This window comes from Herpetosiphon sp. NSE202 (assembly GCF_042688385.1).
Taxonomy (GTDB): Bacteria; Chloroflexota; Chloroflexia; order Chloroflexales; family Herpetosiphonaceae; genus Herpetosiphon.
Genome location: NZ_JBHUPY010000017.1, coordinates 214290 through 236115, shown reverse-complemented (window position 1 = coordinate 236115; position 21826 = coordinate 214290). Strand labels below are relative to the sequence as shown.

The window sequence follows — 21826 nt, the reverse complement described above, 5'->3', positions numbered from 1 at the left end:
CGGGGTGGCCGGCTCGGGACGGCTATCCCCTAACACTTAATTACTACCCATTCCCCAACCTGTCCGCCCTTAAACCCACGCAGCGGGCGAGGGGCTTCACACCGTGGTTCTTCGGCAATACGTTGGTAAAAACGGCTGCTCCCCCTCGCCCGCGTTCAGTGGGAGAGGGGGCTGGGGGGTGAGGGAACACTACAAGATTATTTCAGGATTGATGAGGCTGCCACCACGCGCCATGCCCTTGGCAATCTTGACCGGATCGCCGTTGTAGAGCACGGTCAACGGGCCAGCCATCGCACTAAAGCGTTCGCTGGTAACTTGCCATTCGTGCATGCGGCTGCCACCAAGGTAAATTGGCGAGCCAGCTCGCAGCCAGCTAAACAAGTCGCGCATCAAATCGAGCACGGTTTTTGCGCCCAGCTGAAACGGCACCAACATCACCGCCAATGACCATGGCTCGGTTGGAAAGCCATCGGGGTCGCGTAGTTCGGCCAATTCTTGCAGCACCGTTGCATTGGCAAATTTCGCTAAGGCTTCGCTTGCAGCTTGCCAACGATCATATTCGCTGGTGATCAGCACCAACTGCCCATCGGGAATTTTGGGCGCAAGCTGCAAGGCCAAATCAACCAGCTCATCACCAAATAAAATAATGCGGTCGGCTGGCGATTCGGGCACAACCAAGCCTTTGAAATGGGGAGCAACCAAGGTTGCATATTCGTTGCGCCGATCAGCCCGATTCTGTTCGCGCGCACCACGTCCCTTTTGACGGGCCATGAAAACTCCTTAAACTTATTGTTGTTGAGCGAGTAAATTAACTTCCAGCCGAATATCCTCGGCAGGAATTTCGACAACCATGGTTAATGCAGTCGGATTCTTGATCGGTAGCGTCAGATCAAGCGTCGTATTCGCGTTCGGTGGCAAATTGGCCGCTGCATCGCCTTGGGCAGCAAAAACAGTGCCCGATTGGTCGGTAAAGCGAAATGCCGACAATGGCACGCGCAATTCTTGCTTGCTAATATTGGTAACGACACCTTTAATTTGTAAGCCATCGCCCACCTGTTGGAGAGTTTGAATATCGACTTTGAGCTTATCGTTGGTTACGACAGGCGTAATTGGCACCACCGCCTCGCCACCTTGCAAACGAGCAATCGCCGTCGAACTCCATTCTTGGACTGGAGCAGGCAAGGGCAAAATCGGTGTCCCAAGATCTTGGCTTGCCACTTGGGTTGCGTTGGCTTCTGCAAAGCGGCTACGCAGCGTTTGCTCGCTATCAGGGTTACAAGAACGAGTTGAAACCAAAAAAATCAGCACCAGTGCGATAATCACCCCGATCAGCGCCGGTGGTGGGCTATTGAGTCGCTGTGAAAACATGATCAACCTCCAGCACAATCGTACCAAGTATTGTACCGTGCTTTTGCCAACCGGCGTTAATCAACGAAGGTCATACCCGCAGCATAGGACAAAAATCCATGTTTTCGTGCCGCCCGATTAACGCTACAATACGCGCATCGCTCCCTGCACCCGACTTTTGCCAAAAGGAGTTCCACGCTAATGAGCTTCGAAACATATGACGACCTCTTTGAAGCGGTATCGGAGCTATACACGGCTCAGAAATATCGCGAAACGCTCGATTTACTTGATGCAGAGGGAGCGAAATTTCCCGAACATGCATCGATGATTTCCTATCTGCGCTCGTGTATGGCAGCCCGCATCGGCTTGCCCGAACATGCAATTCAGATTCTTAGCGAGGCGGTTGCCCGTGGTTTTTGGTATGGCGCAGAAACAATTCGCCAAACGCCCTCCTGGATCAGCCTTCAAGGCGACCCTGAGTTCGAGCGCTTGGCAGCAGTTTGTTTTCAACGCCAAATGGAAGCAGTCAAAGATCCCAAGATGTATATTTTGGGGCCAGATGAGCTAGGGCCGTATCCGCTGTTTTTTGCCTTGCACGGCAACGGCGATAATAGCATGCACACCCTGTATGGCTGGAACAGTCTGATCGATATTGATTGGATTTTGGCCGCGCCCCAATCGGCCCAAGCAGAATCATCTGATGGCTATGTTTGGAACAATCAAGCAGCAGCTTTGCGCCAGTTAGTGCAGCAATTTGCCGATGTTTCGAATGAATACCAAGTTGACCCAGAACGTATTATTTTGGCGGGCTTTTCGATGGGCGGCGAAACGGCCTTGCGCTTGGCCTTGATTGGGCCAATTGAAGCGCGTGGGTTTGTCTTGCTTGGCCCAGGCGGCCCCACCATCGACGATCCCGAGGAATGGTTGCCCGAAATTCGCGAGGCCAAAGGCCGCAATCTGCGCGGCTATATCTTCGTTGGCGAACACGATCGCACAATTCCCCACGACCAAATCAAACGCATGGTCAGATTATTGAATGACAATGGGATTCCCTGTGAGTTGGAAATTATCCCCGGCCTCCGCCACGCTTACCCCAGCAACAGCTTGGAATATCTGCAACGAGCCTTTAACTTTATTGGAGTTGCCTAATGCGTTTAGGGTTGCTAGCCGATATACACGGCGATGGTATCGGCTTTCAACGGGCCTTGGATTGGTTTGCCAGCCAAGCAACTGATCACATTCTGTGCGCTGGCGATGTGGTTGATCGCGGGCCTGATGCAGATGCAATTGTCCAAGAATTAATCAAGCGCTCAATTCCCTGCATCAAGGGCAATCACGAATTCACCTTGTTGCGCGAGCATAGCCGTTGGAGCCAAAGTAGCCAGCGCGAGCGCTTAGCCAGCCGAGGCCGCATTGTTAACCAAGCCACCTTAGAGTATGTTGCTGCGCTGCCAACCAGCCTACGTTTGCAGTTTGATGATCAGCGTTTGGTGCTGGCTCATGGTGCGCCATGGAGCGATGTTGTTGATATGTTGCCCGAAGCGCGCAGCAGCAAATGGCAACGGCTACTCAACGAACATCCGCATGATCAGATCATTGTGCTTGGCCATACCCATCGCCCAATGCATGTGCGCTGTGGCCATCTGACTGTGCTCAATCCTGGCTCAGTTTATGGCGTAACCATCCGCGATAGCCACAGCTGCGCCATCTACGACATGCTCAGCGCTAGCATGACCCTCTATAATCTCAAAACCCAACAAACCAGAATTTGCCCCGTGGTTGAACTTGATCATTAAGCATAAGCGGCAGCCCCAAAGCCCTACGCTGAATCAATCATCAATTGAGCCATTGTTGCGGCTACGATAATTAATAGCTATTAATTCATACCAAAAGGGGATACGATATCCCATTCGACAAGTTGACATGAGTTTGTTAGAATAGCGTTAGATTGAGAGAGCGAAGTGGAGCAAGGTTTTGCTGCGTACCGTGGTGCGTAGAAGTGACAGATCCCTTTGTGCTCATCAGTCATGGATTGTTTTGAGTGAAAGGGCTTTTCTATGCCTTCCTCCCGTCCGTCGCGCATGCTCGCCATGCTGTTATTCGTCTCGGTGCTCACCAGTTTGCTCCCCCGAGCAACCATTGCTGCACCCATCGCCCCTGCCCCACCGGCCCGCGCCATTCCGGCGGTGCCAACGGTGCTCGACGAACCACCGCCCGGCCATCGCCCAGCGGCTGCAAAATCGATTATTTCCCCGGACGAATTGGCCGATATCATCAATCGGGCGATTGAAGCGACGCATCAATCGCATTTCGATGGGACGTTCTCCGGCCCGCTTCGCCGTGAGATGTTCCGCCATGATGCCACCTATCTGCTTTCGGTTGATGCTGTTGTTACCCACACACTCCCAACCATTCCGGCCTATGCCCATGATAGTCTTTCGTTCGACTTAACTCTGCGGCGGTCAGAGGAATTCTTTACCCATTATGATTGGCCCGATTTCAAACTGCATATGAAGCCGATCACGGGCACGGAATGGATTGCGGCTCCCTTTACGATTGCTGGTCAGACCGCGCAAAACTTACCGCCCAATCAGACAACGGTCATTACCACCATGCAATATACGCTGGGACAAAAACCAAGCTATATCTATAATCTTCCTCCCGATGTCCCCCTTGAGGCCTATCTCGAATGCGGTGGTGATCCCAACTCGACGTTTCCAAGTGATGCCTGCGAGGTATCCAATTTTCGATTTTATGATGACGCAACCGGTTGGAAACGCAACGATCATGGGCTGAATCAGGCGCTCGCGTTCTGGCACGATACGACGGTCGGGATTGTCAATGGGACGGTCGGAGCGCTCAGTTCCGATAATGGCCCCTTCTTTTATTTCGACTATAATCGAACTAGCAATGATGGGTTTAGCTATCGCGGACCCCTCATCCGGTTTCCAGTCTTTCCCCCATCTACGATCGTAACGGGTCAATTTCGCTGGGTTGAAGCCGGCCCAGCCGACAAAACGCGGCAGCCAGTCATCCTGTCGGTGGTGAAGGCTGATGGGACGGAGATTCCATTAGCCTCAACGGGTCCCCGCCCTGCAGGCAGCAGTCAAAGTAGTTGGACAACCGCACCCCTGGTCAGCGTGAATCCAGCGAGTGTCTCGGGTATCACGGGACAAATCATGATTAAATTTGAGGAACAAGGGGAATACCAGGTTGAGGAAGTAGGGATTGATAGTTTTACTTTCTTTGCCAATGGTGAACCCGTCGCGTTTCTCAACCCCACCGATCAAGGCTATAATTGTAAATGTACGAAGACCGCGAATGGCGGCTATCAACTCGTCGTTGGCGACCCGGTCAATACCCTCTCGGGCGTGTTGATTGAATCGGCGACTGATGTGGTCGTAGCGACGGCGGGCACGCCACTGAGCATGCAACGCACCTATGTCTCGGGTTTAGCCGATCCCGCCACCATTCCGCAAAGCCCGCTGGGTTTTGGCTGGCGCTTTAACTACGGTGAAACCTTAACCTTGCCCACCGCGAGTGTGGGGGCCGAAGCCAACACGATCATCTATGAATCCGCCGAAGGCAATCGCTATCGCTTTAGTGGCTATGGCACCACCTACCAGCCCGCCATTGGCGTGCGCGCAACCCTGACCGTCGATGGTTCGGGTTATCGGATTACTTTCCCGGATCAGAGCTGGCGGCGGTTTACTGCTGGTGGATGGTTAGTCGAATTGGCTGATGCCGCAGGACGGACCCAGACAATCAGCATGGGACGGGGGACATCCGCTGGCCTGCCCTCCCAAGTCGTCGATACGCTCAGTGGCCGCAAACTTACCTTCGGCTATACCACACTTGCGAACGGTGCGCAACGGTTGACGAGTGTCACCGACGATCTGAATCAGGTCACGACCTATGGCTATGATACGGCGGGCCACTTGACCTGGGTCACCAGCCCGCAAGGCACGATTACCCGCTACGAAACCAATAGCCTCCATCAGATCATTGGCATTGCCAAGGGCTTGGACAGCTATGACACCACCGCCAGCCGCCGCGATTTGGTGATGACCTATACCAATGGGAAAGTCACTCAGCAAGTCGAACGCGATGGCCGCACCTGGCAGTATGCCTATGAAACGGCCCCTGATGGCACGCCCCGCACCACCACCACGATCCGGCGCAATGGGGCCATTTTGGATACCCAGGTTGCCCACTATCGCGGTGATAAGACCCTGCAATGGATCGAACACAACGACACCTTTGCCCATTATCAAACCAACGATGCCAACCTTGCCCCGGCATCGCAAGCGGATGCGAATGGCACGACCCAGTACAGCCTGCGCAACGAGGTCAGCTTGCCGACCCGCCTCGAAATCGGCTCGGTTGGCGAGCTGCAGCATACGGCCAGCGGCTTGGTCACCTCCATCGAGTATGCCAGCAATAATCAACCCCAGACGATTATTGCCCCGGGCAATCTCGTGACTACCGCCCAATACAACACGTCCAACCAACCCACCAGTATTCAAGTTGGCAATCTGCCGGCCACCACCGTGACCTATATCGCGGGGACGCAGTTGCCCGATACAGTCACCAGTCCCGATGGCATTGTCACCAAGTATACCTATACCCCGGCTGGCCAAACCAGTACGGTTGAAGTCGGTTATGGCACGAGTGCGGCCCAAAAAACCGGCTATGGCTATGATGCCCTTGGTCGCTTGACCGATGTGACCACGGGTGTTGATACGATCTTGGCCACGACGACGCATACCGACTATCGGCCTGACAACCAAGTCTGGAAAGTCACGCAAAACTATACCACTGGTGGAACTCCCAGCACCGCCACCCAAAATGTGGTGACCGAATATGGCTATGATAGCTATGGCCGCCGGATTTGGACTAAAGGTCCTGATGGCCGCTATCGCAATGTCACCAGCTATGATACGGCTGGCCGCATCCGCTGGGTCGTGGATAACGCGCTCAATGGCAGTGGCACCCCCACCGTCCCAAGCCTCACCGGCACGCCACCGACCTTCAGCCCCACCTATCCGAGCGGCAATGTGGCCACCCTCTATGGCTACGACTGGCTGGGGCGCACGACGCTGGTGACCGAAACCGGTATTCTGACCGGCACCTTCAATCCGAGCACCTTACTCTGGAGTGGTAGCACCAGTCGGGTGACCCGCACCGAGTATGATGTGCTCAGCCGTCCCGTCACCACCACCTTGAACTATCGCGCCGACATCAATGGCGGCCAGTTCAACAGTACCTATCCCGATGTCAATGTCCATACCTACACCTACTACGATGGGGCGGGCAATGTCACCTGGACCGGTGATGCGCTCTTTCGCTGGACACACATCGAATATGATGCGCTGAATCGGCCCGTCACGACCACGCTCAACTACGAAAATGGTAATCCATTAACGATTGACAGCGCCAATAGCAGTTGGGCCAGTCTGGACACGACCGATATCGTGCAGGTCACTCAGTATGACAGTGCGGGTCGTGCCTATCGCAGCGTCGCGAACTATGTCGATGGAACGCAAAATACGCAGCTTGCTGCCACGGGCACGCAGCCATGGCAGATTACCGATGTGGTCACCGATCGGGCCACCTTACTCGCCTTTGATAGCCTAGGCCGGGTCACCCAGCAAACCCAAAATCCGAACGTCTCGTTCTGGTCAAATGAACCCGAATTCAATCGGGTCACCATGACCAGTTATGCCAGTAATGGTCGCGTCCAAGCAACCCGTGATGTGACGGGCCAATGGACGGTGCCGCAGTATGATGCCCTTGGACGCGTCACCAAGTCCATCCAAAACTGCCGCACCAATGCTGGGATGCCCTTAAGTGCCTTCTGTGGCACCCAAACCAGTGACCGCAATGTCCCGACCGCGGAATCGCACTATGATGCGCTGGGGCGGGTGGCATCGGTCACCGAAACCAATGGCACCACCACCCAGACGGTCTATGATGGCCTAGGGCGGGTCGTGAAGGTCACCAAAAATTATCAAGCGCCACCAGCAGGGGCATCCGCAACCGTCAATGTGGCAACCACCACCACCTATGCCGATGCGGCAGGGACGACCGTCACTACCACCGACCCGACCGGCAAGGCCACGACGACGAGTCGCAACCTGGATACCGGCGTGACCAGCGTGACGGCCCCAAGTGGCTTAATCACGCGCAATGGCCCGCGCTGGAGCAAAACGCCCGATGGGCAGGTCAGCGTCAGCATGATCGACGGTCTTGGCCGCACGATTCAAAGCGTCAGCAACTATCAGGATGGCATCGTCACCAGTGCTGATGGCACAACCCGCGACCTGATCAGTCGCACCCACTATGATGCAGCAGGCCGCACCGTCGCCAGCAGCGATCCGCTCGGCAGCGTCACGCGGTTCCGCTATGACTTACGCGATAACCTTGTGCTCGTCATCGAAAATGCCGATGGCACCTGTAGCCAAGTCGAGCAGAGCGACTGCCAATTAACCACCCAGTATCGCTATGACCGCGCGGGCAACCAACGGGCTGTGATCAATGGCCGGGGCATTACCAGTCGCGTTTCCCACTATGATACGTTGGATCAACTCCGCAAGCAGGTCGATGCGCTTGGCAATAGTACGACGACCAGCTACACCCTGCGCGGGTCTGTTGCCAGTGTCCAACCCAGTGGTGGCACCGCCATTACGACTGGCTATGATGAACTGGGGCGTGCGATCAGCAAAACCGGGGCCGGTGGGGCCAGCCAAAGCTGGACCTATGACACCGCTGGCCGCTTGGCGACCGCATTCGATGCCTTGGCCCAAAACACCGCCACGGGCAAGACCGGGATCTTAACCTACAACTATGATGCGCTCAACCGCGTCAATGGTGTCCAACAATCCCTCGCCGACGATCCCAACGCCGGGGCATGGACGCTGGGCTATAATTATGATGCGGCGGGACGGATCACCTTAATTGGCGGCAACAGCTACGGCTATGACAGCGCGGGCCGCTTGCAAACGGTTGGTCGCGGTGGCTTTACGATTGCCCAATACGGCTATAACAGCACCACGGGCCGCGTAGAAACCCTCACCCGCTCGGAAGCCGGCACCAGCCGCGCCGTCGAAACGACGCTGTATGATACCGTGGGTCGCATCAGCAGCATCACCGTCAATGGGGCGACGGGCACGGGTGCTACTCCCACGGCCCAACTGGCGCAATTCAGCTACACCTATGATCGCGCCAGCCGTCCGCTGACCTTCAGCGAAATCCAACTGAATGGCAGTGGGCTGACGGTGACCGAAAACCACAGCTATAGTTACGACAAGCTGGGGCGCTTGGCCAGTGAAACCGCCGGCAGCACGACGACGGGCTATGGCTACGACCGCGCGGGCAACCGCGTGCGGGTGGGCAGCACCACCAATATGAGTTATCAAAACAATGACCGTCGCACGGGCTGGAGCTATGATGCCGCTGGCAATGTGCTGAACAACGGCAGCCAAAGCTATACCTATGATGGCTTCAACCGCCCAACCACGGTCACCGTTGGGACAAATAGCTATACCTATCGCTACCACGACGAAAGTTTGGTGAGTAAGCGTACCAATGGCACCCTAAGCAATACCTTTGTGACCGATCGCGTTGGCACACCGTACAGCAGCCTCTTGCGGATCAGCAGCTTTGCGGCCAGCGACCAGTACGACAATACCTATGTCACCGGCTTAGGCGGCACCGTTCTGCATAGCGACCAAGTAAAAAATGGCACGCCGGTGGTCAATGGCAAGAGCTTCTTGATTGGTGATAGCCAACGCACCGTCCGCTTGACGATCAACAGTGCCAATGGTGCTCGTGGCAAGCAAGATAGCGATGCGTGGGGGACATTCGTCCCAGCGGCAGGACAAACCGTTCCGGTATCCTCAATTCGCTATACCGGCGAGTTCTCCGATGCCCAAACCGGCTTAGTCTTCCTGCGCGCTCGCTGGTACAATCCGGCCAGTGGCACCTTGCTGGGGGTTGACCCGTTTGCAGGGAATTCTCAGCAACCCCTCTCGCTCCACGCCTATCAATATGGCTATAACAGCCCACTCGTCAATGCTGATCCGAGTGGCAAGATTGCCTGTGCCATGACGGGAGCCGTTCCGATTGATATTGGCTGTCTGGTTGCCGAATTGGTAGCGGGGATGTCGGGAGGTTTCGCAGGCTTTGGTTATGGGGGAGCAGCACTTGTTGGTGGCGCTGCATCGCTAGCCATGTTTGGTGGGATTTACTATACCGCCTTTGAGTGTGCAAACGCTCTCAATACGTTGATGCTTGATAAAATGATCAGCTATCGGATGAGCCATATATCGATACCAGGCATCCAAGTAACTGGCGGATACGAAACCTTCCAAGTGCCGCTCTCAACGGGTGATGTAAGTGTTTCGACACAATATGGACCGGTTGTCTTAAAAGGATGGGATGTCACAGCGAATTTTAACATTCCCGTTCCACCGCAGATTATTGTACCACCATGGGTGTATCGTCTGCCGGGGACGAGTACGAACGTAGCAGCTGCACCGAATGTGTATGCATCAAATGAGGAAAGAGCAAAGACTTGGGCAATTAATGCCTTAAGAGCCAATCCCACGAAAGAAGTTGGGGCAGCTATAATTCTAGCAAATGGCAACGTCTACTCTGGAGTAAATGGAGTTGTCGAAAACGTAGACAAAGTTTTAAGAGACTTTTTTCCAAATCACCGACGGAACTATAGATGTGCAGAGGTAGATTGTCTGATGAAAGCAATAACAGATAATAGCATTGCAACAGAAGAACAATTGAAGGCTCTGTTCGCGGGAGCAATAATGACTTCAGTGAGTGAATCAACACGAGATAAATATAAATATAGACCACCGTGTGGAGGTTATGAGGAACAGGGCTGCACACTACTTATGGACAAGTTAGGAATTGAGATTCATCGATGGCCCGGTGAAATTATTTCTGCAGCACAATTCATGGAACGATTAAAACAGGTGTTTGAAGAGTAAAGACGGTGCTTAAGTAGAAAACGAGATTTGAGTGCTATGTCGTAGCGTAATGCAGAGGGTGTTCTATAATACCCTCTGCATTGGGATTTGTATTGACTATGGAGTCATTAATCCCTCTAAAAAGGATAGCTATCATGCATTATTCGTTTGATCCGTTCGTTGGCCGCCTGTATCCACGCCCTACCCCGTCCCAGACGATGCTGGATTATAGCCATTTAGACCTTGGGGTTGTCCCGTCTCCGCTGCAATCCCACCGTCCTATTACTTATCTTAATCTCTCGCATAATACGCTTAGTTCCTTGCCGAGCGATAACACTACATTGGCACTATTGACCCGCTTAAACCTCGCACATACCGCCATCACCCAGCTTCCCGAAAGTATCCGGGCTTATACCCAGCTTGAAGAACTCTATCTGTCAGGATGTCCGTTAGAAAGCCTGCCTTCTTGGCTCAGCGAACTCACCCACCTACGTGTCCTTGATCTCTCGAATACAAATCTGACCAGTGTTCCTGATGTGCTTCGGTCGCTGCCATCCCTCCGTGTGCTGAGTCTTTCACATCTCCAACTTCAAGAAATACCCACCTGGTTAGAAGCGTGCTCACTTCACATATTGCTGCTTCGATCCGTATTGAACTGTGACTTAAGCAGTGTACGCTCATGTTCGACGCTCGAACATCTCGACCTCTCAAACCTGAGATTAACTCAAGTTCCCGGTTGGATTCAGGAACTTCCCCGATTACAGCACCTTGATCTTTCCGAAAATCCGATCAGTACCCTTCCAAGCTGGATTGTCGATCTGCCACTCACCACGCTCTCTGTAGCCCAGACACCGCTTCAGTACCGTCCGGATTGGGAGTCTTGGACAACGCTTCGTGACCTGAACCTCAGTGGAACGACCCATACTGCTGCCGTCTTTGCGGGCGCATTTCCTGCATCCTTGACGAAATTGTCATTGTGTGACACCACATTAACTGCAATCCCCCCCCTGGTTCGCCAGCTCCATCAACTTGAAACGCTCCGTTTTGACAACAATGGCTTCCTGGCGCTCCCAGCATGGCTTCTGGAGGAGTGCCCATTAAGAACGCTCGAGCTAATCAATACCCACATCACCGAGGTTGCCCCAGTCGCGGAGCCCATCGGCTTAGAACATCTGATCATCACGGCATGCCGTCTTCCCACATGGCCGTTATTTCTTGACTATACCCCACACCTGCGAACGCTTGATTTGTCAGAAACGCGGATTGTGGATGTAACCGTTCCCGTACCATGTGTCCTCCCCTGTTTAGAGAAGCTCGATCTTCAGGGAGATGCGATCGCGCAGTTGCTGCCGCAGATCGTCGTTCCCATGCTGCAACGGTGTTCCATCGCCAATTGTTGGGAACCAGACTTAACCGCATTGCTTCAACAACTCCCGTATCTGACGCATCTTTCCGTCATCAATTGTTCAAGAACGATACCGAAGGCTCTGCGCTCATGTACCTACCTTCAAATGCTGAATCTGGGTCATAATGGGTTGCGTGAGCTGCCACCTTGGATCAGGGAGCTAAAGGACCTTGAATCAATCAATCTCGCCTATAATGATCTTGAAATGCTCCCACAAGCCGTGCAGGAACTTTCGCAACTACAAAAGCTCGATATCACGGCAAATCCACTACGCAGCCTTCCCGCATGGCTCCATACTATGCCACAACTGCGCGCGATTGAGTTTCAATTCCCACCGGATGACCTTGCACTCCATGATCAGCAACAAGAATTTTTGGCAGCCGGGGTTCGCTGTAATGTCCGTTCACCGAGACCACGGGATAAATTTTAAGGCATTAATCAATTATTGATGATGTGATATGGATAGAATGCTCAACAATGACCCTTAAAAAGGGGCAGCAATAAGATATTATCGAACTGCCGATCAGTATGCTGATCACTCATACTTTTCCAGTCAAGTGCATTGTCAGGATAGAGTCTAAGCCTGTTACGAAGAAGTGACAAGAAAGGGCAAAGGAACCCTATTCTGACGCTGAATTAGAGGAAAGCTGACATCAGGATAGGGTATACTTTAATCTGACAGATATGCGATGAAGCAGCTCATCGTCGATATATGGATAAGGAAGGATGATGTCAATCAAGCCTATTAAAGTAAATCGCTATTGGGTCTATCGTGACCTGTGGTCAAGGACATGGACGAGCGATATTTCTCAGCGTTCGGCATTAAACGATCGGAACACCCAAGACCGCTTTATTGATCGCTACCTTGTCCCACACGTTCAACCATCACGGTATCCTGAGCATGAGCGCTATCGTCACAAGCTCAAGGAATCACTCCGCTATTATCTCAATATCATGAATTCGGAGACAACCGAAGAATTAACCGAAGAATGGAATGATCGTTTTATCCCCTTTCAACTTCCATACGATGTGCATGCCTTTCTGTATCACATCTGGGAGCGACTCTTTCCTACGGAATCATGGGAGATCGCTCTGCTCGATTGGTATGTGGATCTGAACGATCCGTTGATCCCAATACTCATGCCATCACCACGTTCGTAGCACGGGTATCGATGGCGCTGAAACAATGCCCTGATCGATTCCTCACAGAGAACGGATCAACCGCACAGAATGTCGCCAATCATCGATGCACGGTCACCTGCCAGAACCGCCGCTGGCCGCCATGCGCTCGTCATACCCTTTTTCGTCGGCTCGTAAAAAATCATTCCACTATCTTGCAAGACTTAAGACATATTTTACAGCAATCATTCAGCACGCCCGTTCATTGCACCATTTCGGGGCGAGCTGGATTCGTGCGCTCAACTCCCCGCATGGCCAATGACCTTATTGATTCCTTGCTATTCAAGCATCCACGCGCTAAGAACTGATCGCCCGCGCAAAACAGCCTGACATCCATTTATGGTAGCACAATGGGTCGGCGGCGGTATTCCTGTCCCTGATGCAGACGCGCCCATGGACGGATCAGCCCGAACCGAACGCATGTCCATTGCAGGATCATCATTGCTGGTATTCCGCTATCGCGGCAATGGTTCTCTTTTTTATCAACAAACACCCGCTGTACCTGCTTGAGGATACGCGCTTTGGCCCAATCAGTCACGAAATACCGCTCTGAACCCTCCTTCCCTACGCACATTTCTTTTTCGCGATGATCGTTAAATCACATAATGTCATGAAAATCCAAGTTCGCGAAAAGGGGTCTATGAACGTTATCATGGGGCTAGCGCAATCCATGCGAATCGCTAAATAAGTTTGATCCACTAAGGACACGAAGAGCCCGAAGCACGGAAACCGCAAAGATCGCGAAGAGCGCGAAGGCTGATTTTGCCAAAGATTATTGCTTCCCAAAGCCAATAGCCCATAGCCCATAGCCATCCTTCGACTGAACCAATCCTCGCTGGAGCGAGTATAGCAATCTGAAGCTAATCCACAGGAGCGCGTATGACTACCAGCCTTGATGCAGCATTAGAGTACATATTGAGCCGCCTATCGCCGCATACGCCGCCAGTCTTTTTTGCCGAAATCATCGACCAGTTGAGCTGGCTCGTTGATGATCAGAGCGTGAATATGTATCGGATTATGCGCGACTGGCTCCATTCCGATAATAAGGAGAAAGTGAAAATTGCCCTCTCGACAGCCGAGGCGTTCTTCATTGGATCAGATGCGGACGATCAGGCAGCTGTCGCTCGAATTGTCGATCGTTGGCCCGACCTCGCACCGCTGTGCAATAAATAGCAGGCAGGGAACAGTATAAACGCTAGCAGTTATCCTAGCGCAATTCCCTAATTATGCAAAAAAATAATGTCTAGGAGCAAGCACGTTGGTAAATATTCAACAAGGAGATTTGATGAGTATGACTATGGATACCGCCCTTGATTATCTAGTTGGACAACTATCCAAACAGACCCCACCAGAATTTTTTGCCGAAATTCTCGATGAGTTTATCTGGCTCATTGATGAACCAGGAAAAGACCTGTGCCGTGTCTTGCGCAGTTGGCTCACTGATGATGATAGGAAAAAAGTTCAGATTGCCTTGTCCATGCAAGAAATAGCCTTGCTCGAATCGGATGCCGAGCGCCATGCAATCTTTGAACAGATTATTGGCCGTTGGCCCGATCTTGAGCCAATGTGCCGTAGCTCGCTGCAATTACAGACAACACGTCAGGCACACGAATAACGATAACGAGCATGTTTGCACCCCTGCATTCCAATGCAACGCCGCCATCCAGCATTGTGTCATGCCTGATTTAGGATGGATTATGGGATTAGGGAGATATAGTTATGGCCACTAGCGATACGATTGTTGCTCACGCGATACAACAATTTGACCTCATCGCTCCAGTTCAGGTGGTTGCCCAGCTGACTAGTGTCAATCATCAGAATCTCCTTCTTCAAACGGCGAATGGGGATTTTGTCTTAAAGATTTACGCCGTGGATCAGGATGAAGCAGCACTGCGCTATGACCACCATTTGGTGAGATGGCTGTCATGGCGCTCTACCTCGTTTGCCGTGCCCCTACCGCTACGGGGTCGATCGATCTATTATTCGCGCAATATGGGGGATTATATCTATAGCCTGACACCCCTGATTTTAGGCGAGGCACCAGAATTTCGGCTGCTGGCCAATGGCCAACATCACCCAGCCATTAACCAATGGGCCTATGCAATGGGAACGGCGCTTGGTGAATTGCAGAAGCTGCTGCAAGCACGTCCCGTACAGCACCGTCGCCCCTCTGCGCTGTTTCAAGCATTGCTGAACTATGCCCAGCCGCGCTATGATCCGCTGCAACTCTCGGCTGCTCAGTTTGGCGGCTCGGCCAGCGACGACGAACTCTGGGCGTGGTGGCGTAGCGAAGCAGCCAGCCTTATGGAGTTTGTGGCTAATGAATATCCCGCCTTGCCTCAGCAAGTGTGCCATAACGACTTTGCTCCGCCCAACATCCTCATGCACGACGAACGGGTTGCCGCGATTCTCGATTTTGAATTTGCCTGCCCAGCGGCGCGTGCGCTCGATGTGGCCATGGCCTTGCGCATGATTATGCAACTCGATAGCAATCCGGCAAACCCGTGGGCGGTGGCTGAGCAGTTTTGCCGTGGCTATGCAGCATGGATTAAGCTCACTCCGCAGGAAATTGCCGCCATGCCCCAGTTGATTGGCTTGCGCACCGCCATCCCCTTGATTTGGGCCATCAGCAAGCCCGAACCGCCGAGCCATACGAGTTTGGAGCAGGCAATTCGGCGCATGCAAGCGAGCAAAGCATGGATGCACCAGCAGCAAGGCCAGTTGATCGCACTGTTGCAGACGATGTTTGCCTCATAAACGCTTGTCCATTAAATCGTAACCATATCTAACAGGGACTAGGGAAATACCATGAACAATGGAGACTTTGAAATATTCCATGTTGAGCAGCGTGGTTCAAACGAGTGGTATGTCTATGGACGGCCACTCACGGATATTTGTATCGGGGATATCCTCGAAATTCGCCGTCCCTACATCCCATCCATGGGTGACGAGGGCACGTTCGTGGTGATGGCGATTACCGCCTATAACCGGAGCATGCCCAAAATTGAGTATGGGATGATGGCAACGTTAACCCTTCACTATGACCAAGGTGCGCTCCTCAACGAGGGGATGCTGCTCGTGCACACCACCACCGGGTCACCGCCGAACACAGAGCAGTATCGGAGCGGCATAGACCCCAAGGTCACGATTCGGGTTGAGGGCGACGTACGAAAGGACGTTCTCGCGTTCAAGCAATCGCTGGAAGCCCACGCCGAGGATCTTCAGTTTCAGCGTATCGCGGCGGTTCGTGATCGGTTCGTGATACACGGTGCAGTGTTCCCCCGCGCCACGCCATCGAACCTTGAGCACTTTATCGATATCTTGCGGCGCTTTAATGAGAAGGTAGATACGCTGTTGGGCTTATCCTTTGTCCAGCATCTCGTGAAGCGCGAGAACGACGCCACCATGCAGGAAGATCACACCGACAACGACCAGTATCTGTTCAATGCGACCGATACAGGACCCAGCTCCGAAGCAACCGCTGCGTTTGTGCTGACCATGCGGTCTTTCATCGACGACACCGAAGAATGTTCGCAGGAAAACCTCGCTCAATACTACAAAGGTGCAGCGATTGGCACTGAGCCTGCCCGCTTTTATCTCGGAAATCAAAACGTATTCGCTATGGTATTGGATGGAATTACGGAGTTGGTTGATCGGTATCAGGTCGTCGATACCAATGGGACTGTGATCGGCAGGATCGACAAGCCGCTCACCTATCGGCAGATGTTTGATATTTGTCTCTATGGGGGTCTCTCGCACGCCAAGCGAACCAAAAAGCAGCGGTTTGACGCGCTCGTTGGTGACCCCGTGAAGCGGGCGCTGCTCTGGCAGAGCTTTGTTGATCTGCTGGATGAGTATTGCAATCATTTGGAAATACAGAGCAACATCAGCAGATCGATGATCGTGGAGTTGGAAAAGCTTGTTTGAGATATAGGAAGGATTCCCTCGAAAATTCCTGCGGGGAGAGCACAAAAAAGTCGAGGGCAGCAGCCTCAAGGGTTGGTGGCTTCCGCTGCGGACGCATCGGCCAGATAGTTGGATACACTTGGCTTCGAAATCCCCAGTATCCTGCCTCCAATCCAGCTTTTATTAAGATTTTGTAACAATTTTAGATTAAAACTGCCAGCGCTACGAACAAATGTGGCGCTGGCGAACGATCATGCTGCGGTTTGCTATGCCAAACTAGGACTAACCAATGCCCATCAACGGGCATTTACACTGATGAGTGCATAGGAATGTTAGGAAATATTTTACTTGTAGCGCTATGTTCAATTTAGCATAATGATCATAATGCTCCTCACAACTGAGCCAAGTTTAGAGAAAAATGCGCCTAAATGGAGAGAATATAGAGAAACTTGGAGAAAATATCCCCCATTAATCATCCCACATAAAGGGGATACGAAACTGCTTATGGTGTAGGATCAGAGGGATAACACCAAGGGATTAATCTGTATCACGTATCAGCTTGACACTACCTAGTAAAACGTCTATGATACGGCAGGAAACGGAATTCTTAGCAAACTCTTAACACAGCTTATCATCGTGCCATTTCGTCGGTGAACCTTAACAATTGAGCCAGGAGGAAACCCTGTGGACTTTATCCTTCCAGCTCTGGCTTTACTCATTGGCCTAGCTGCAGGCGCAGGCGGTGCCTATGTTTGGTTAACAAAAAAATCTGGTGTAGCACTCGCCCAAGCTGAAGCAGCAGCACAACTACAATTAGAACAAGCCAAGACTGAGTACAAACAATTGCAATTAAAAGCCCGCGAAGAACAACAACAACTGCGGGAAGTTGGTGAAAACGAACTCCGCGAAGCCCGCATCCGCTTGCAAAAACAAGAAGAACGGGTCAATCGCAAAGAAGAAACCCTCGAACGTAAGCTCGACCAAACCGAAAAGCGCGATCGGCAGTTAGGCCAGCGCGAGCGAGCGGTCGAAAACTTACACAGCGAAGCCGAACGCCTCCGCACAGCCCAACAAGCTGAGCTGGAGCGGGTCGCAGGTCTCACTAACGAACAAGCACGTGAAATCATTCTGACTCGTGTTGAACAAGAAACCCGTGCCGAGGCTGCTCGCCGCATCCACGAAATCGAAGCGGCAGCAAAGCTCGATGGTGACCGCATTGCACGCAAAATCGTTGGGTTGGCGATCCAACGCTGTGCATCGGATTATGTCGCCGAAATTACTGTAAGCACGGTACAACTGCCCAGCGAGGAACTCAAAGGACGGATTATCGGGCGCGAAGGGCGCAATATTCGCGCTTTCGAACAAATTACCGGTGTCGATATTATCGTCGACGATACGCCCGAGGCGGTCACGCTCTCATGTCACGACCCAGTACGTCGTGAAGTGGCACGCCTAACCCTGAACCGCCTGTTGAAAGACGGTCGGATTCACCCCGCCCGCATTGAGGAAGTCGCTGATAAAACCCGCCAAGACCTTGAGCAAATAATCCGCGAAGAAGGCGAACGCGTGGCCTACGAAGCCAACGTCCAAGGCCTTCATCCAGATCTGATGAAGATTCTGGGGCGGTTGAAATATCGTACCAGCTACGGCCAAAATGTGTTGCAACATTCGTTAGAATGTGCCTTTTTGGCAGGAGCGATGGCAGCAGAACTGGGCGCGAATGTGCAGGTTGCCAAGACCGCAGCCCTGCTCCATGATATTGGAAAAGCCATTGACCACGATGTACAAGGGCCGCACGCGTTAATCGGCGCAGATATTGCCCGACGGCTTGGCCGCAACGCGGCGGTAGTTCATGCAATTGCTGCCCATCATAACGATGAGGAACCTCAAACTGTTGAGGCCTTTCTTGTTCAAGCCGCCGATGCCATCTCTGGTGGTCGCCCAGGTGCCCGCCGCGAGACCATCGATCTCTACATCAAGCGGCTCGAAGCTCTTGAACATGTCGCCACATCGTTTCCTGGTGTTCAACGGGCATTCGCAATTCAAGCAGGTCGGGAAGTTCGGGTGATGGTGCAACCCGATGCGCTTGACGATCTCGAAAGTATCCATTTGGCCCGCGAAGTGGCCAAAAAGATCGAGAGTACCCTGCAATATCCAGGTCAAATCAAAGTTACCGTCATCCGCGAAACCCGTGCGGTTGATTATGCACGGTAAGTAGGCGAAGCTCTGTGTCTGAGGGAGAGGGCAACGCTGGCCCAAAACCAGCGCCCTTCCCCTCAACCTGAGAAGGCGCGATGCGTGCATGACAGCAATCTCTACCGTTCCTTTTCAAGGAGGCAGCAATGGCGTATCAACTTGATCGCTTTAGCAACGACGACCAACGGACCACTTCAGCCGATGCGCCCAGCAATGCTGGCGCAGTACACAACGATGCAGAAGTTTTAAAGGTCTCAACCCGTTCACGCCCATCGGCAGTAGCCGGGGCCATTGCCGGAGTTATTCGCGAAGCTGGCCATGCCGAGGTTCAATCAATCGGCGCTGGCGCAACCAATCAAGCGATTAAAGCGGTTGCAATCGCACGTTCATACCTTCAAGAAGAAGGCATCGATATTGTTTGCGTCCCCTCATTTATTGATGTTGCCATCGATGAAGAGGAACGTACGGCAATTCGCTTGTTGATCAAAAAAGGCTAAAGCAGGTTGAGGCGGTTGCATGCCGAGCAATTGCTGTTGGCACCATTAATCAAGGCGATTGGGCTGATGCTCGATCGCCTTGATGCATTTTAGGCTACATCTGAAACCCACCAGGGTTCTGAATTTTGTTGGTAAACCAGTAGCGAAAATCAGCAACATGGCGGCTGAGCTTGGCACTCAATTCTTGCCATTCGTTGCTTTGTAAAAATGAGCGTAGTTCAATCTCTTCATCCGAGGTGATCCCAAGGATCATCTCTGGAGCCTCAGGCGTTCCGCCCAGCGAAAGCCAAGCATCGCTAATTGCGCCATGCTTCATCAGGGCAGGAACAAACTCACTCGTGACATACTCAAGATGAGCTTGCTCGCGGCCTTCTGCTATATTCCAACTCATCAGTAGTTTTATCATAGTTCTATTGTAGCAGAATTCACACCCAGCGGCAGCATTTTGGCCTGCTTTAACAGCCAGATGGCTGAGGGTCGTGGGTCGCAATATAGGCCTGATTATCCATTGATCGCGCCAGCTGCTTGGTGTAGGCTAGGGCTATTCGTTCGCTTGGTTTACGACAGGTGGCTCTATGTCGATCAACTGTTATGCATGTCAAACCGTTGTGGCTGCAACGGATGTTCGTTGCCCACAATGCCATCAACCCTTGCTGCTGCGCAATCGCTATCGAGTCAAAAGCCTGCTCGGCCAAGGCGGTTTTGGCGTGGTTTACGAAGCATTCGATGTCGATTTAGCCCGCCATTATGCGATTAAACTGATCACTGCCAATTCACCAGCCATGCGCGAACAGGTCACGGTCGAGGCTCAAATTCTGGCTCAACATGCCCGTCATTTGCCCTTCATTCCCGAAGTTTATGATATTTGGAGCGAGGGCAATGTCATTGCCTTGGTAATGGAGTTTGTTAACGGCACAACGGTTGGTTCATTAATCGAGACTCACGAGCGCTTGGCGGCAAACGTGGTCGAGCATTTTTTAACCGTGATGCTTGGCCAATTAGCCCAATTGCATGCGCTCAATATTATTCATCGCGATATTAAGCCCGAAAATATCAAGCGCACCGCCGACGATCGCTTGGTACTGCTCGATTTTGGCATTGCCAAACGCAGCCAAAGCACCGAAACCGCCGCCAAAGCTTTTTCGCTCTTTTACGCCTCGCCTGAGCAATCGCGTGGCCGCGCCACCGATGCCCGTTCCGATTTGTATAGCCTTGGCGCAACCGCCTACCACATGCTAACCGGCCATTCGCCAGTGCCAGCAGAATCGCGCATTTCCGGCCATATTCGGCTGCGTCGCCCGAGCGAGTTGGCCGATAATGTGCCAGCAGGCTTAGATGCACTTATGTTGCAATTGCTGGAGCTTGATCCCAATAAACGGCCTGATACAGCCGAAAAAGCCTTGCAATTGCTCAAAAACCCAAGCAAAGCCAACCCAAACATCAACGAAAACAATACAATTCGCGGGCCACAACTGGTTTCGAGTGCAGGCAAAGCGACGATTGCGCTTAACACACCAAGCCTCGCCGAAGCGCCAGCAGCCAAAAGCAAAGCTCGCTGGTATATCGGCATTCTTGGCTTGTTGATTGTGGTTGGCTTAATTGGCACCCAAGTTATGTTGAGTATGCGCTCGGCGGGCGCAGCCGATTCGACCGCCACGGCTCAGGTTATTGCAATTATTAATTTGCCATCGACTGAACCAACTGCCAGCATAGTTCCCGCTACCAGCGAGCCAACCGTTGAACCAACTGTCGAGCCAAGCCAAGTGCCACCAACTGCTGAACCAACTGTCGAGCCAAGCCAAGTGCCGCCAACTGCTGAACCAACCGTCGAGCCAACCCAAGCCTTAGCCCCAGAAATTAGCCAATTGGCCGCTTTGATCAATCAATTTCGTAGCCAAAATGGGCTGCCACCCTTACTGCTGCAACCGCAAGTGCAAAGCGTGGCCCAAGCCCATAGCGCCGATATGGCCAACAACAACTATTTTAGCAACACCACCCCTGCTGGCCAAACAATTGGCGATTTGCTGCGCCAAGCCAATCACATTAGCAGCTTTTGGAATGTGCATATTAGCGCTGGCCATAGCAACGCCCAAGCCGCCTTCGATGCGCTGATCAACGATCCAGGCTTGCAAGCCGATTTGCTCAGCCCCAACATTAGCGAATTTGGCATTGGCCATGCCCAAAATGCCCAAGCAACCTACGGCCATTATTGGGTCGTTGTCTATAGCCAACCCTAAATTATTGCCCTTTTGCATGCCCATGGTATGATCGCTTGACAAGCCTACTACATTCAGGCTAAGATGCTCTGAAAA

General features: G+C 52.6%; 15 protein-coding genes. 12 read left to right on the top strand and 3 right to left on the bottom strand.

Annotated elements, in window-relative coordinates; translation table 11 throughout:
* Positions 1 to 189: 189 nt before the first annotated feature.
* A complete protein-coding gene (locus tag ACFMKP_RS20425; RefSeq protein WP_382294576.1) occupies positions 190 to 771 on the bottom strand; it encodes a hypothetical protein in 582 nt (193 codons plus the stop codon).
* A gap of 15 nt (positions 772 to 786) precedes the next feature.
* Entirely contained in the window at positions 787 to 1368 is a 582-nt protein-coding gene (locus ACFMKP_RS20420) for a hypothetical protein (RefSeq protein ID WP_054535529.1), read from the bottom strand.
* Positions 1369 to 1548: 180 nt separating this feature from the next.
* Between ACFMKP_RS20420 and ACFMKP_RS20415 the strand changes: the two genes are divergently transcribed.
* The 11 genes from ACFMKP_RS20415 (at position 1549) to ACFMKP_RS20365 (ending at position 19514) form a co-directional block, all read left to right on the top strand.
* Complete coding sequence (locus ACFMKP_RS20415) at positions 1549 to 2496, top strand: alpha/beta hydrolase (protein WP_382294574.1); 948 nt, start codon at positions 1549 to 1551, stop codon at positions 2494 to 2496.
* Positions 2496 to 3143 (top strand): metallophosphoesterase family protein, encoded by a 648-nt coding sequence (locus tag ACFMKP_RS20410; RefSeq protein WP_382294572.1) that lies wholly within the window; start codon positions 2496 to 2498, stop codon positions 3141 to 3143. The genes ACFMKP_RS20415 and ACFMKP_RS20410 overlap by 1 nt, the downstream gene beginning before the upstream one ends.
* A gap of 1383 nt (positions 3144 to 4526) precedes the next feature.
* Positions 4527 to 10352: an RHS repeat-associated core domain-containing protein gene (locus ACFMKP_RS20405; RefSeq protein WP_382294570.1), complete on the top strand. Its 5826-nt coding sequence runs from the start codon at positions 4527 to 4529 to the stop codon at positions 10350 to 10352.
* Between the two features lie 134 nt (positions 10353 to 10486).
* Entirely contained in the window at positions 10487 to 12166 is a 1680-nt protein-coding gene (locus ACFMKP_RS20400) for a leucine-rich repeat domain-containing protein (RefSeq protein ID WP_382294568.1), read from the top strand.
* 296 nt (positions 12167 to 12462) lie between these two features.
* Positions 12463 to 12897 carry a hypothetical protein gene (locus ACFMKP_RS20395; RefSeq protein ID WP_382294566.1) on the top strand — a complete coding sequence of 145 codons (435 nt, stop codon included), beginning with the start codon at positions 12463 to 12465 and terminating at the stop codon, positions 12895 to 12897.
* A gap of 897 nt (positions 12898 to 13794) precedes the next feature.
* The gene (locus ACFMKP_RS20390) at positions 13795 to 14088 is read left to right on the top strand and encodes a hypothetical protein (protein WP_382294564.1); all 294 of its coding nucleotides are present in this window, start codon (positions 13795 to 13797) and stop codon (positions 14086 to 14088) included.
* A gap of 112 nt (positions 14089 to 14200) precedes the next feature.
* Positions 14201 to 14530, top strand: coding sequence for a hypothetical protein (locus ACFMKP_RS20385; RefSeq protein ID WP_382294562.1), 330 nt, complete (start codon positions 14201 to 14203; stop codon positions 14528 to 14530).
* 104 nt (positions 14531 to 14634) lie between these two features.
* Complete coding sequence (locus ACFMKP_RS20380; protein ID WP_382294560.1) at positions 14635 to 15672, top strand: phosphotransferase; 1038 nt, start codon at positions 14635 to 14637, stop codon at positions 15670 to 15672.
* A gap of 51 nt (positions 15673 to 15723) precedes the next feature.
* On the top strand, positions 15724 to 16842 hold the full coding sequence (locus ACFMKP_RS20375; protein ID WP_382294558.1) for a hypothetical protein: 1119 nt from the start codon (positions 15724 to 15726) through the stop codon (positions 16840 to 16842).
* 663 nt (positions 16843 to 17505) lie between these two features.
* Positions 17506 to 19035: a ribonuclease Y gene (gene rny / locus ACFMKP_RS20370; RefSeq protein WP_382294556.1), complete on the top strand. Its 1530-nt coding sequence runs from the start codon at positions 17506 to 17508 to the stop codon at positions 19033 to 19035.
* Positions 19036 to 19163: 128 nt separating this feature from the next.
* A complete protein-coding gene (locus ACFMKP_RS20365) occupies positions 19164 to 19514 on the top strand; it encodes a stage V sporulation protein S (protein ID WP_012192314.1) in 351 nt (116 codons plus the stop codon).
* Positions 19515 to 19608: 94 nt separating this feature from the next.
* Here the strand turns inward: ACFMKP_RS20365 and ACFMKP_RS20360 are convergent, their stop codons facing one another.
* The gene (locus tag ACFMKP_RS20360; protein ID WP_054535539.1) at positions 19609 to 19905 is read right to left on the bottom strand and encodes a hypothetical protein; all 297 of its coding nucleotides are present in this window, start codon (positions 19903 to 19905) and stop codon (positions 19609 to 19611) included.
* Positions 19906 to 20089: 184 nt separating this feature from the next.
* On the opposite strand from ACFMKP_RS20360, the gene ACFMKP_RS20355 reads away from it, so the two are divergent.
* Positions 20090 to 21751, top strand: a complete 1662-nt coding sequence (locus ACFMKP_RS20355; RefSeq protein WP_382294553.1) for a protein kinase — start codon at positions 20090 to 20092, stop codon at positions 21749 to 21751.
* Positions 21752 to 21826 lie beyond the last annotated feature (75 nt).

Excerpts from the sequence above, each read along its gene's own strand:
- ACFMKP_RS20425 (WP_382294576.1), bottom strand. The coding sequence starts at position 771 with ATGGCCCGTCAAAAGGGACGTGGTGCGCGCGAACAGAATCGGGCTGAT.
- ACFMKP_RS20420 (WP_054535529.1), bottom strand. The coding sequence starts at position 1,368 with ATGTTTTCACAGCGACTCAATAGCCCACCACCGGCGCTGATCGGGGTG.
- ACFMKP_RS20415 (WP_382294574.1), top strand. The coding sequence starts at position 1,549 with ATGAGCTTCGAAACATATGACGACCTCTTTGAAGCGGTATCGGAGCTA.
- ACFMKP_RS20410 (WP_382294572.1), top strand. The coding sequence starts at position 2,496 with ATGCGTTTAGGGTTGCTAGCCGATATACACGGCGATGGTATCGGCTTT.
- ACFMKP_RS20405 (WP_382294570.1), top strand. The coding sequence starts at position 4,527 with ATGATTAAATTTGAGGAACAAGGGGAATACCAGGTTGAGGAAGTAGGG.
- ACFMKP_RS20400 (WP_382294568.1), top strand. The coding sequence starts at position 10,487 with ATGCATTATTCGTTTGATCCGTTCGTTGGCCGCCTGTATCCACGCCCT.
- ACFMKP_RS20395 (WP_382294566.1), top strand. The coding sequence starts at position 12,463 with ATGATGTCAATCAAGCCTATTAAAGTAAATCGCTATTGGGTCTATCGT.
- ACFMKP_RS20390 (WP_382294564.1), top strand. The coding sequence starts at position 13,795 with ATGACTACCAGCCTTGATGCAGCATTAGAGTACATATTGAGCCGCCTA.
- ACFMKP_RS20385 (WP_382294562.1), top strand. The coding sequence starts at position 14,201 with ATGAGTATGACTATGGATACCGCCCTTGATTATCTAGTTGGACAACTA.
- ACFMKP_RS20380 (WP_382294560.1), top strand. The coding sequence starts at position 14,635 with ATGGCCACTAGCGATACGATTGTTGCTCACGCGATACAACAATTTGAC.
- ACFMKP_RS20375 (WP_382294558.1), top strand. The coding sequence starts at position 15,724 with ATGAACAATGGAGACTTTGAAATATTCCATGTTGAGCAGCGTGGTTCA.
- ACFMKP_RS20365 (WP_012192314.1), top strand. The coding sequence starts at position 19,164 with ATGGCGTATCAACTTGATCGCTTTAGCAACGACGACCAACGGACCACT.
- ACFMKP_RS20360 (WP_054535539.1), bottom strand. The coding sequence starts at position 19,905 with ATGAGTTGGAATATAGCAGAAGGCCGCGAGCAAGCTCATCTTGAGTAT.
- ACFMKP_RS20355 (WP_382294553.1), top strand. The coding sequence starts at position 20,090 with ATGTCGATCAACTGTTATGCATGTCAAACCGTTGTGGCTGCAACGGAT.